Genomic DNA, 13,430 nt, shown 5'->3' on the forward strand with positions numbered 1-13,430 from the left:
ATAGGAGTTTAATTGATTTAGCTTATAAAAATCTATTTAAGATCTTTTAATACCTCTACTAAGTATTGGTACATTCTATCTGTAGATTCTATGCTTATATGCTCATCTGGAGTATGAACGTCATAAATGTTTGGTCCGAATGAAATCATATCCATATCGCTTCCAAACTTACCACCAAATAATCCACACTCTAATCCAGCATGTATAGCACTTATTTCTGGCTTGTTACCAAATGTTTTTTCAAATACACTTACAAATGTATCTCTTAGTTTAGAATCTGGTCTATATTGCCAAGCTGGGTAATCAGATATAAATTCTACCTCAGCACCAGTCATTTTAGATATGATTGTACCAACAGCATTAATTTGCTCTTTTAGTGTTCTAACTGAACTTCTAACACAGTTTTCAAATTTAACACAGTTATCTTCTGTAATTATAACACCTAAGTTATTTGAACTTTCAACTAATCCTTTAATTGCCATGCTCATTGTTTGAATTCCATTAGGAATTAACATAATGATGTTAATAATTTTTTCTGTAGTTTCAGCAGTAAATACTTCTTCTACTTTTCCATCAAAGTTTTCAACAGTTAAAGTTACATCTGGATCTTGAGCATTTAATTCAACTTTAAATACTTCATTCCACTCTTTAACTTTAGCTTCTAAAGCTGCTACATCATTAGGTTTAACTAAAACTACTGCGTCTGATTCACGAGGAATAGCATTCATTTTTGCTCCACCATCGATACTTGCTAACTTGAAGTTTACAGTTTTTCTTAAGTCCTCTAAGAATCTTCCCATTAACTTGTTAGAGTTACCTCTTTCTTTGTTAATTTCCATTCCAGAGTGACCACCTTTAAGTCCTCTAATTTTCACAACTTTTCTTTCACACTCTGAACAAGCAGCTTCTTTAACAACTGGAAGTGAAATTACTTGTCTTACTCCACCTGCACAGCTTACTAAAAGAATACCCTCTTCTTCTGAATCTATATTAATTAATATTCTTCCTGAAATATTTTTAGGATCTAAACTTTGAGCTCCACCCATTCCAGCTTCCTCATCAGTAGTAGCTAAAAGTTCTAATGGTGCATGATCTACATCATTAGAAGCTAATATTGCTAATCCAAATGCTAAAGCAATACCATTATCTGCTCCTAAAGTTGTTCCATCAGCTCTTAAAGTATCTCCTTCAACGATGAACTTAATTGGATCCTTTTCAAAGTCATGTACTGTGTCTGTATTTTTTTCACAAACCATATCCATGTGTCCTTGAAGTACTACAGTTGGAGAATTTTCGTATCCCTTAGTTCCAGGCTTTCTTATAATTACATTTAAAGCTTCGTCTTGAGTGTAATCTAATCCGTGTTTTTTAGCAAAGTCTACTAACCAATCACTTATAGCTTTCTCATTTCCAGAACCTCTTGGTATTTCGTTCATTTCCTTGAAATACTTGAATACCTCATAGCTTTTTAAATTTTTTAATTGTTCTAACATTTAAGTAATCCTCCCTTAAAACATAATCTTTATACCCAATAGTATGAGTATAACTGCTCCTATGTATGTAGCATATTTTTCTACTACTTCAATTTTTCGAAGAACTTTAGATATGAAAAATGCTATAGATGTCATAACAAAGGTTATTGCTCCAATTATTAATGTATAATAAAGTAGTTCTGCATAGTTTGACAAATTACTCGCTATTCCAAACATTATAGCTCCTGCATCAATACTTACAGATATACCTAATATAATACACATAAAAAATTTCAACACTAATTCTTTTTCTTTATTTTCAAATTCTTCTTTCAATATTATTATACCAACGAGAGATACAATAAATCCAGACATTATTTGGGGAACTTTTAAAAAATAAGTATTAAAAATAATTCCTAATACTCCACCTATAAAAGCTATAAAAAACTGAAAAAATCCAAAACTAGAGCAAACCCCCAATTTCATAGTTCCATTAACTCTCTTATCTAATCCTATCGAAAGCGCCACAGCAAAGGCATCTAAGGATACTGCCAAAGCTATTAGTATTACATAATAAATGTTCATCTAACCCTCCTCAACTCTTAATAAATTTTCTATATTTAAAGTTATGAAGACAAAGATTATATTATTACAAAATAAAAAAAGCTTAAAAATTTTTATTTTAAGCTTTTTGAAAAAATTTAATTATATTAAATCTATCCTAGTTTCACTGAACATCTTCTTATATCTATATCTTTTTTAACTATATCATCATTTTCGAAGGATAAGTTGCAAACTTTAGCTTTATCCTTACTTATTCTTATGGATGAAAGATCAAATATACCTGATGCCACTAACTCCTCTTCTTCATGCACAAGTGTTATAGGAAGTTTTCCTAACTCTACATCCATATCAGCACCATTTCTAATTACTACAACTATATCAATCTTATTTAAAGCTAAATGACTAAGTCTAAATATATTAACAGTAACATTTCCATATGGTACAGCTGGTAAAGTATCTAAGTACTCTTTTAATTGCTCTCTTATAGTTGTATCAGCTTCCTTTGGAAGATCTTCATATTCCTCAACTTCAACTGTTTCAGTTATTTGAGCATCATTAGTATATACTACCTTCCATTTCTTATCACAGATATTCTTATCTAACACACTTTCTTTATCTAAGTATACTTTAAATGGTCTAGCCTTAAGAGATGGTATCTGTCCAGCATCTGTGAACTCCACAAAGGCCTGAGCTAATACGTTATTTTCTTCATCTATTATTCTCATAGGAACTGTATTTATTAATATACTTCTCTCTAATCCATTTCTTATAAATACACTTAATTCATAGTTTTCTTCACCCTCAAAGATATAAAGTCCATTAATAGCTACTTCCCCATGAGTTAATGGATTTAAAGCCTCAAGTTCATCATTCCATATTTGTTTTTGAAGATCTGATATTAAAATCTCTTCTTTTTCTGGTAAATATAATTCAAACTTAATTGTTTCTTTTTGATTATTTAATTCATTAGCCATTTAATTCATCCCCCATTAATTCCCTCTTATGAAACATTATATATTTCACAAAAGAATCCCTTTATTTATATTAACTTTTCATAAATCACTACAATATTCAAAGTTAACTTTAATCTTTATAGCTATAATAAGTATATAATTAATTATCTTACATTTATGATGTAGCCTTACTTTTAATATTACCATATTCTATATCTTAATATAAAACATTATTCAAACTTATTTTTTGCTTTAATTCCTATGGCAATATATTTTTTAATTAATACCAAAATTAAAAATATTATAGCACCTGTTGTGTCTATAAATATATCCTTAATTTGTCCACTTCTACCAACAACAAATAATTGGTGAAATTCATCTGTAGCCGCATAAAAAAATGTAAATAATATTGATAATATGTATAATAGCTTATCCGAAAAGTCTATTTTTAAAGCTTCATATATAAAGAAACATAAAATAAAATATTCCGTTATATGTGCAGCCTTCCTTATGAACAGTTGACTAAATTCTCCCAAAGTGCTATTTAAATCAATGCCTAGAAAGTTTAAAATCATAATAACTGTACTACTTTTTTCATTAGATGCTGATGCATTATCATTAGAAAACTTAAATATTATACTCATCCATAAAACTACAAGAATCCATCTAAAAACTCTACTATTGAAAACTTTTTGTAAATACTTTATTTCAAGCCCTCCTTTACTATCTCTTATACATATATTACAATAAGTTTATTAAAAACACCATAAATATTCTTTTATTTTGTTTAACACTTTATTATTTTATGTAAGTAATATCTTAAAATTGTATTTTTTTAAGATATATACTCTTTTAACCATTTTATAGTTAGTTTATAATATAACTAACTATATTTATTAAAATACTTAAGGAAGTGATGCAATGTCTAACAATTACGACCAAAATAATGGTAGAAGTAATAGCAATAACCGTACTCGACGCACTAATGGAGCTGATAATAAAACTTCTACAACAAAAAAGAAAAAGAAATCAAAAAGGCGTAGAAAAAAAAGAGTTTTAAAGGCAATATTATTTTGCTTTTTATTGTTAATTATATTAGGTCTTATTTCAATTATTTCCATTGGAAATACTATGAATAAAATTAACTCTAAAGATTTTCCTAAAACCAATAGTGCATTAGGTATAGGAAATCTAAAAAGCGAACAAATGAATGATGATGTAATTAACATAGCTTGTTTTGGATTAGATCGTAGAACTCCAGATGAACCTTCACGTTCTGACTCTATGATGATTGTATCCTTAGATACAGTACACAAAAAAGTAAAGGTATCTTCATTAATGAGGGATACTTATGTTAATATTGAAGGTCATGGATATGAAAAATTAACTCATGCATACTTTTATGGCGGTCCTGAATTAGCTGTAAAAACAATTAATCAAAACTTTAACTTAAACATAAAAAATTATGTTTCTATTGATTTTACTGGACTACAAGATATGGTTGATGCAATAGGTGGAGTTGAATTAGATATAAACGCAGATGAAATTGATTACATGAATGGATATATCTCTGATCAAAGTTATCAAAGAGGAGTTGAAAATATTCCTTTAAAAAAAGCTGGTAAACAAACTGTTACTGGTATGCAAGCTTTAGCCTTCACAAGAGTTAGATATACTTCTAGTGGAGACTTTGGAAGAACTTCAAGACAAAGAATAGTTCTTAATGCTATGTTTAATAAAATAAAAAAAGGTGGAGTACTTAAGTTTCCTAGCAATGTTAAAAAGTTACTTCCTTTTGTTGAAACAAGCTTAAATGGCTCTGATATATTTAAATTTGGATCAAAAGCATTTTTCTCAAATTCACTAAACTTAGAGCAAACTCGTTTCCCAATTGATGGTCATTGTTATGATTTATATGTAAATGATATTTACTATTTAGGTCATGATGAGGACGCTACTAAACGTGATATATTTAACTTTATATATAATGATGTAGCACCAGGAAAACAATTGGAAGATGTTCAAAGATAATATTATGTTTTAAATATTTCAAATAAATGCCTATGATACTTATTATCATAGGCATTTATTATTTGACACTATCTGAAGATGCTTTTCATTCTACTAAAGAATCCTTCTCTCTCAATTTCCTTATGCTTTGGAATATTATAATTAGGATCAAAGAAATTCTCCATATTTCTCTTAATTTTAAGCTTTTTATCTTTATCTAATGATTTGATTACATCACTTATTATAGGTGCTTTTTTACCAGTGTTATGACTATCTGAAGCTATAAAGTCAACTATATTATTCCTAACTAATGTATCAGCAGTTGCTTTAACCTTTTTACCAAAGTCTCCTCTTAAGCTTATAGCATTTATCTGAAATAAACACCCTTCCCTAATAAAATCATTTAATAATGTTTCATCATTCATAACATAGGTATATCTTTCTGGATGTGCAATTATAGGTATAATCCCTCTAACCCTTAACTCATATATTATATCTATAGCGTAAGATGGTAACTTATCAAATGGAAACTCTATTAACATATAGTTTGTATTTTCTATAGGTTGTATTTCTCCATTATCCAGCATCTCTATCAAATTAGATCTAATATGTACTTCTTGACCTGCTACAAGTTTAATGTTTAAGTTTTTCTCACTTAATATCTCATTATATCTCTTAACCATATCTCTAACATCAGATATTTTGTTAGTAAAATGTCTTGAGTGGTGAGGCGTAGTAATAATAACTGAAATTCCATCATTAATAGCTATATTAATCATATCAAAAAAATCTTTTTCGTTTTTAGCTCCGTCATCAATTCCTGGAAGTATGTGACAATGCAAATCTACCATAGCGATCCCCCTAAGTTTTATTTTTCAAGATTTCTACAATCTATATAAACTACTTAATTATCATAATTCATCACAATAATTGTACTATAAATAGATTATAATTTTAATATCAAAATGCATAATTTTATATAATAATAGTTACATATTATCATTATATGAATATATAAACATAAAATTTTGAAAATAACTTTCACTTGATAATATAACATATATAATTTAAATTTGCATAATTACAAATTAGTAAATAGAAAAAAGCCATTACATAAGGATTTAGTAATACTATACTTCTTGTATATTAATACCTAACCTCTCATGTAATAGCTACATATTATGTTTATTATTATTTTAATTTTATGTCTTATAATATCTAAGAATTCTTTTCTATCAACTTTGTTAAATAAATCTACTCTTCTTCATCAACACTTATTGCACTTATATTTTCAACTATTTCTGTATTATTCTTTTCTTTATAAATCATAATCACCTTTTCAATTATCAAAGCTAACATAATTACACCTGAAAGAATAAAATACTTACTGCTGAAGAAGAAAATTATAGTTGCCATAGCTAATAATCCTATGCTTATTAGCTTATTTAACTTAATGAAACCTGTTGCTATACCCCAAATACTTAAAACAATTCCAATAGCACCAATAGATACCTTAATAAAGTAATTCTTCACCTCTAATGAAAATGCTGGCTCACTAAATCCTTTAGAAATTAAGACCATCATAGATATTATAGATATTAATACAGCTAGTACTTCAAACCCAAATTCTATATATCTAAGATATATATTTTTATTCTCCATATTAAAATCCCTCCCTCCAATATAAACTCTTATATTTATATTAAGAAAAAAGACCTTTTATACCTATAGACTATTAATAATATTAGGTTATTAATAACTCTATTTATAACCACAGATATAACCTGTGGTATTCTTTATACAATAAAAATAAACCTTACACATCATTGTAAGGTTTATTTTTATTGCACAATTATCATATATCTTTTTATTTACTTATCTACAATAGCAATAGCTATTAGTCCTGGTCCACTATGAACCCCTGCAACAGGACTTATTGACCCTGCTCTTCTTACAGTACCAACTTTATTATCACTGCACCAACTCTTTAACTCTTCATAAAGTTTATCTGCATCAACTTTTCCATTTCCATCATATATGCCTAACTCTTTACCAGCCTTTAAAGATTCTATTGCTAGCTCATGAATTCTTTTCACAGCTTGCTTTTTACCTCTAACTTTATCATAGGTAAAATACTTACCATCTTCTCCAACACATATAATAGGTTTCAAATTTAATATAGTACCTATAGCACCGGTTACCTTACCTATTCTTCCACCTTTAACTAAATATTCTAATGTGTCAACAATGAAGAATATCTTTATTGAGCTTCTTATTTTAGGTAAGGTATCAACTATTTCTTCATAACTCTTTCCTTCATCTATCATTCTTCTTACTTCTTTAACTATATAGCCTTCACCCTCTGATATTGATCTTGAATCAAATACAGTAGTTGTTAGCTCTGGGAAGTTTTCAGACACTAACTTAATTGCATTATTTATACCAGATAACCCAGTAGATAATGTTACAGCAATTACATGAGTGTATCCTTCCTCTGTAAATTTATTGAAAGCATCCTCTATATCAGCCATAGATGGTAACGATGAAGTTGGAATTTCTACTTTTATATTATCATATACCTCTTGAGCTTTAATATCTATATTATCCCTGTACTCTCTATCCTTATAGATAATTCTAAAAGGTAAAATAATAATATTATTTTCTTCAGCATATTTAACATCTAAATCTGCTGTACTATCTGTAATTATAGCTATTTTTTCCATGTGCTTGCCTCCTCATAAAATTATATTACCTAGAAAGCAATATATATTAATACTATCACTTAATTTCTTTACTGTGCAATACAAATTAGAGTATAAATATATATTTTTACTATAGTATAAATTTTATCCATATTATGTTTTTATATTAATTTATTTGATTTCATACACTGTAGTGTCATTATTTTCAAATACTCGTTCAACTCTATCCCATTTTATAACTAAGTCCGGATGTATTTGCTTAGATACCATTATAAACCTTATATTTTTACCTATAATATCATTTATAACAGTATTATCATTATTATAGATTCTTTCATTTATAGCCTTATTTTCTAGTACTTTTTTTAATTTATTATTACTAGAAAGAGCATCTTTATATCCCTCTACATACATCTGTCTTTCACTAAAAACCGAATAATATTTATGTTCTGCTACCTTATCTGAAAACTTAGAACTAGTATAATGAATATCTGTTGCTATTACATCCTCATTGCTAGAATTAAGGTTTATCCACTGCAATGCCTCATACTCACCCTTAGTTATAGAGTCATAAATAAATGCCTCATTTACTAAGCTTCCATTGCTTACATTATAAAAAGTACTTACCCCTCCTCTAACTCCATTAAATAGTCCTAGAGTTGTAGTAAGTATTGGCATTATCATAAATCCACAGGTTACATACTTGATATAATTATTATAACATTGAAACTCCTCTAACTCCTTCATTACAACTATAATCATAAACATCATACTAATAACTACTAAAGTACTCTCACTAGAAGACTTAAATCCAAATATGTAAGTTGCCAGAACTAAAACCAAAGATATTCTAACTATATATGTATGACTTAAGAAATTAATATCTCTATATCTTTTTTTAATAATAAATATATATATAACAGAAATAGGTGGTGCTATTAAAATAAACTTCACAACACCATAAATTACATCTATAAACATCGATAATATGCCGCCTAGAATACCAAGTCCCATAGGAGATACTTTAGATCTTATACTTAGTAAAAAGCTTGCAATTATGCCCTTTTGATTTTCATCAACTAATTTTAATCCTAAAGCTAAACTTTCATCAGATAAAAATAATATTGAAACTACTACGACTATTGAAAGCATAATCCATCTTATAGCTCTAAAGTCTCTTTTAAAGTAATTATCCTTAACATGCTTATATGGCATTAAAAACAAAGCTATTATTACAATAATAGCAATATATATATTGCTAAATGTTAAAGCCACAAATAATAAACTTATTATAATTTCTTGTTTCTTCCCTAATTTTATTTCTTGTAAACTCTTAATTATAAAATAGCTAATCAAGAATAAATACATGCAAGTAATTTCATTTCCACTTGATGTAAAAATTAAATCCTTAAAGGTTCCTTCTATAATGAATCCTTTATCAGTATGTAAAATTCCATATATACCATTAAACAAAAATATTATTAAGGTTCCTATAGTAGCACCTTTTCTTCCCTTAAGAATCCTTTTAAGCATCAAATAAGCAGCTAGAACCATAAAAAACATATTATTTAAATTACTTAAGTAAAAGCCTATCTTTACAGTACTTATACCCGTCATAGAAGAAGCTGCAGCTATATAAATAGCTTTAAAGCTTTGCTTATTTATTTTAACTCCATATACCTCTGAATCTATGGTAGGAATTCCTCTAATATAAGATTGAGCGTGGGAAACATCCTCTAAAACTCTAGTATCATAACTGATAGTTCCACCTAAATCAGGCATTGGATTCTTCATAGAAAATGTAAATAAATTCACAAACACTACACTTGAACAAATAAAAACAATCCCTATATTAAAATTTTTATTTATAAGCTCTTTTATATTTTCCTTTGAAAAATCATTGTATTTAAGGGCATGTACAAATCTTAAATACACCTCTATAATTGCAAAAAAGTTAACACAAAAGAACATAATATCCTTAAATAAAAACCTTTTTACTATATAATACTCAAGTACGCACAAAATCATCCCTAAGGAGTAGGCCACCAATAATTTTTCTAACTTTTCTAATTTTAACCCTGTTATTCTACAAAAAAATAACCCTTGTAATATTATGAAAAATACTACGAAATATATATACTTAAAAATCTCTAAAGCATACACCTTATATGTACTTAATACGTAAACACTAAAGAAAATCTCTAAAATGAATAAAGCTAATATTATTCCTCTAAATGTCTTATGATTATTTATCTCTTTAAAATCTATATTTTTAAAATCCTGTAAACACTTATCAAACATTTTCTTTTACCTCATTTGTATTAATCACTACAATTATTATATATTTTTGACATACATAAATCTACTAATAAAAAGATATTTATCCATATATAATTATTTTTTTCACATTATACACTAGATTACTTAAAACTTTCCTAAAAACACTAATATAATCACTATAAGTTGTCCTATTATAATATAAAAATCTGCTATATTAAAGATTGGAGATTTTTTAAAATGAAACTTTATAAAATCTATTACATACCCTTTAGTTAATCTATTTATTAAATTTCCTAATCCACCTATGATTATGAGTAATAAAGATAAGTTTTTTAAATAGTTTGATGTAGTAATTATAGAATACATGGTATATGATCCTATAAGCATCAATATGAAAATATTTGATATTATTATTACTTTCTTTTTTCCTTCTAATATATTAAGTGCAACACCATAATTTTCTGAATAAATTATGCTAAAAAACTTATTATCCTTATCAATTCTTTTTTCTTCAATTCTTTTTTTGCTATACAAATCTATCCCTAATAAACCAACAAAAAAAATAACATAAATAAACCACATTCTTTTGGCCCCCTAAAAGATTATATTTTAATTATATAAAAAAACCTTCTTTAAGTATATACAAAAGAAAAACTATGGACTATTTATACTTAAATAAATCCATAGTTTTCTGCAATTATAATATTTTATCTTAATTAAATTTTTAGAAATTACATTTATAATCTTTTTTCTAACTCTTCTTTTAGTTCCTCATATCCCTTTTTACCTAAAAGCGCAAACATATTCTTTTTATAAGCTTCAACTCCTGGTTGATCAAAAGGATTTACACCTAATAAATATCCACTTATTCCACAAGCCTTTTCAAAGAAATATACCATATATCCAAAATAATATGGGCTTAATTCAGGAACACTTAATACTATATTAGGAACTCCACCATCATTATGAGCTAATAATGTACCCTTATAAGCATTTTTATTTACAAAATCTACAGTTTTACCTGCTAAATAATTCAATCCATCTAAATCATTTTCTTCCTCTTGAATTATTAACTCTTTATTAGGTTTCTCTACATTTATTACAGTTTCAAATATATTTCTCAAACCATCTTGAATATATTGACCTAATGAGTGAAGATCCGTAGATAAATTCACTGAAGCAGGGAATATACCTCTTTGATCCTTCCCTTCGCTTTCTCCATATAATTGCTTCCACCACTCTCCAAAGTATTGTAACTTTGGTTCATAGTTTGCTAAAATCTCTATACTCTTATTTTTTCTATATAAAGCATTTCTAGCAGCTGCATACTGATAACATATATTCTTCTTAAGCTCAGGTTCCATATAGGCTAATCTTGCATCTGCAGCTCCTTGCATCATTTCTTTAATACTTATACCAGCTGTTGCTATTGGTAATAATCCTACCGCTGTTAATACAGAGAATCTTCCTCCAACATCATCTGGAATTACAAATGTTTCGTATCCCTCTGAATCAGCTAAAGTTTTTAAAGCTCCTCTTTCCTTATCAGTTGTAGCAAATATTCTAGTTTTAGCTTCTTCTTTTCCATACTTCTTTTCCAAAGCTTCCTTAAATACTCTAAAAGCTATAGCAGGTTCTGTTGTAGTACCTGATTTAGATACAACATTAATAGAAAAGTCTTGACCATCTACTAATTCTAATAGATCCTGTATATAAGTAGAGCTTATATTATTTCCTACAAAGAATACTGCTGGACTTTTTCTCTTATTTTTAGGTAATGCATTATGAAATGAATGTGTAAGCATTTCTATAGCTGCCCTAGCTCCTAAATAAGAACCTCCAATTCCAATAACTAATAATATATCAGAATTTTCTTGAATTCTCTTAGCTGCTTTTTCTATTCGTGCAAATTCCTCTTTATCATAATCTATAGGCAAGTCAACCCACCCTAAGAAATCGTTTCCTACTCCTGTTTTATTATGCAACATATTATGTGCTTCTGTAATCATTGGCTGAAAATTATCTATTTCATATTCCTTTAAATATGGCATAGTTTTCATTAAGTCTAACTTCAACATAATTATACCTCCGCTTCTTAATATTTCCCCATAGTTTATATTAAAATAGGTTTTCTATTTACTATAATATGTACTAACTACGTACTATATTCTTGTATAGCTCTAACAAAACCCACTTATATTATTACATGTTTTTGTATATATTAACATAATTTTTTCATATTTTTTCATTAAATTTTTGAAAATATTATTTTATATAAGTAAGCATGAAAGTTTTATCTCTTTAACAAATTGAAAAATAGTATTAAAATATCTTAGTAGGTCAAGATACTAGATTTACTTATAGTAACTTTAATTTTTATATTTCAGTAATTTTATTAGAGGAGGTATAGACTCTTCTAACTTTAAAACTATATATAAGCTTATAGAAATACCCCTTAGTGCATATTATAAGCATTTTAGTAAAACTAAAAAAGTTTAACTTTTTATATGGAGAATTTGGCATAAAACTAATATTTCACCCATGTAAAAGCTCTTTGACATGCTGATTTCAAGCCATGTTAAAGCCCTTTGATAGAAACTTCCTCCTATATTCAGTATGATGAAGTTAGGTCAAGGGAATCAAAATAGGAAGGGAGGTTATACCATTGGAACTTCATACACAAATAAAAAAATATAGAACCTCTTTGAACTTATCACAAGAAGAACTAGCAGAAAAGGTTTATGTTACAAGACAAACTATTTCAAATTGGGAAAACAACAAAAGCTATCCTGATATTCATAGTCTTCTTTTATTAAGTTCTACATTTAATATATCTCTTGATCAATTAATTAAGGGAGATGTTAAAATTATGAAAGAAGAAATTAATAAAAGTGATCTTAAACAATTTAACCGTGATGGTGCTATCTTTACTGTACTTTTAATACTATCTATGGTTTCAGTTGTTCCATTAACAGTATTTTTAGGTTTTTATGGATTAATCATTGCCTGTTTAATTTGGGGAATATCCATGTTCTACGCCTTAAGAATTGAAAAGTTTAAAAAGAAAAATGATATTCAGACCTATAAAGAAATCATTTCTTTTACTGAAGGTAAAAGACTAGATGAGATTGAAAAGGCATATGAATATGGAAAACGTCCATACCAAAAATTATTGCTAGCTTTAGCAAGTGGACTTATTGCGTTTATTATATGTATGTTTTTTATTTGGATTTTTAAATCCTATATATTTTAGTTCAAATAAAGCAGCTTATCATACACCCTTTTAATAAAAAGATCCTATAAGCATAAAAAACCTCGGAAACCCGTTAAAAACGGGTATCCGAGGTTTTGAAATCTATTATTCGAACTCGACAAATCCTAATCAATTTTGTTTAGAGATTATTCCCTGTCGTGTTTGTAGTTCTTTTGATTATTTGATATATCCATAT

12 protein-coding genes are annotated in these 13,430 nt (G+C 27.5%); 2 read left to right on the top strand and 10 right to left on the bottom strand.

Annotation, left to right across the window (positions count from 1 at the left end; genetic code table 11):
• Positions 1–32: 32 nt before the first annotated feature.
• The 4 genes from BUA48_RS06860 to BUA48_RS06875 all read right to left on the bottom strand — a co-directional run bounded on the left by BUA48_RS06860 (position 33) and on the right by BUA48_RS06875 (position 3,723).
• Complete coding sequence (locus BUA48_RS06860) at positions 33–1,493, bottom strand: aminoacyl-histidine dipeptidase (protein ID WP_072831319.1); 1,461 nt, start codon at positions 1,491–1,493, stop codon at positions 33–35.
• Positions 1,494–1,508: 15 nt separating this feature from the next.
• On the bottom strand, positions 1,509–2,057 hold the full coding sequence (locus tag BUA48_RS06865; RefSeq protein WP_072831320.1) for a manganese efflux pump MntP: 549 nt from the start codon (positions 2,055–2,057) through the stop codon (positions 1,509–1,511).
• Positions 2,058–2,188: 131 nt separating this feature from the next.
• Positions 2,189–3,010: an SLAP domain-containing protein gene (locus BUA48_RS06870; protein ID WP_072831321.1), complete on the bottom strand. Its 822-nt coding sequence runs from the start codon at positions 3,008–3,010 to the stop codon at positions 2,189–2,191.
• 209 nt (positions 3,011–3,219) lie between these two features.
• The gene (locus BUA48_RS06875) at positions 3,220–3,723 is read right to left on the bottom strand and encodes a VanZ family protein (protein WP_341465244.1); all 504 of its coding nucleotides are present in this window, start codon (positions 3,721–3,723) and stop codon (positions 3,220–3,222) included.
• Between the two features lie 187 nt (positions 3,724–3,910).
• Between BUA48_RS06875 and BUA48_RS06880 the strand changes: the two genes are divergently transcribed.
• On the top strand, positions 3,911–5,020 hold the full coding sequence (locus tag BUA48_RS06880) for an LCP family protein (RefSeq protein ID WP_084666131.1): 1,110 nt from the start codon (positions 3,911–3,913) through the stop codon (positions 5,018–5,020).
• Between the two features lie 68 nt (positions 5,021–5,088).
• On the opposite strand, the gene BUA48_RS06885 is transcribed toward BUA48_RS06880, so the two are convergent.
• The 6 genes from BUA48_RS06885 to BUA48_RS06910 form a co-directional block, all read right to left on the bottom strand.
• Positions 5,089–5,850 carry a tyrosine-protein phosphatase gene (locus tag BUA48_RS06885; protein WP_072831323.1) on the bottom strand — a complete coding sequence of 254 codons (762 nt, stop codon included), beginning with the start codon at positions 5,848–5,850 and terminating at the stop codon, positions 5,089–5,091.
• 403 nt (positions 5,851–6,253) lie between these two features.
• Complete coding sequence (locus BUA48_RS06890) at positions 6,254–6,661, bottom strand: hypothetical protein (RefSeq protein WP_072831324.1); 408 nt, start codon at positions 6,659–6,661, stop codon at positions 6,254–6,256.
• Positions 6,662–6,870: 209 nt separating this feature from the next.
• Complete coding sequence (locus BUA48_RS06895) at positions 6,871–7,722, bottom strand: DegV family protein (protein WP_072831325.1); 852 nt, start codon at positions 7,720–7,722, stop codon at positions 6,871–6,873.
• A gap of 150 nt (positions 7,723–7,872) precedes the next feature.
• Entirely contained in the window at positions 7,873–10,002 is a 2,130-nt protein-coding gene (locus BUA48_RS06900; protein ID WP_072831326.1) for a hypothetical protein, read from the bottom strand.
• Between the two features lie 123 nt (positions 10,003–10,125).
• On the bottom strand, positions 10,126–10,563 hold the full coding sequence (gene lspA, locus BUA48_RS06905; RefSeq protein ID WP_072831327.1) for a signal peptidase II: 438 nt from the start codon (positions 10,561–10,563) through the stop codon (positions 10,126–10,128).
• A gap of 155 nt (positions 10,564–10,718) precedes the next feature.
• Complete coding sequence (locus tag BUA48_RS06910; protein ID WP_072831328.1) at positions 10,719–12,059, bottom strand: glucose-6-phosphate isomerase; 1,341 nt, start codon at positions 12,057–12,059, stop codon at positions 10,719–10,721.
• A gap of 587 nt (positions 12,060–12,646) precedes the next feature.
• On the opposite strand from BUA48_RS06910, the gene BUA48_RS06915 reads away from it, so the two are divergent.
• On the top strand, positions 12,647–13,234 hold the full coding sequence (locus BUA48_RS06915) for a helix-turn-helix domain-containing protein (protein WP_072831329.1): 588 nt from the start codon (positions 12,647–12,649) through the stop codon (positions 13,232–13,234).
• Positions 13,235–13,430: the final 196 nt, after the last annotated feature.

It is taken from the genome of Clostridium collagenovorans DSM 3089, assembly GCF_900130005.1.
In the GTDB taxonomy this organism is placed as follows: Bacteria; Bacillota; Clostridia; order Clostridiales; family Clostridiaceae; genus Clostridium_D; species Clostridium_D collagenovorans.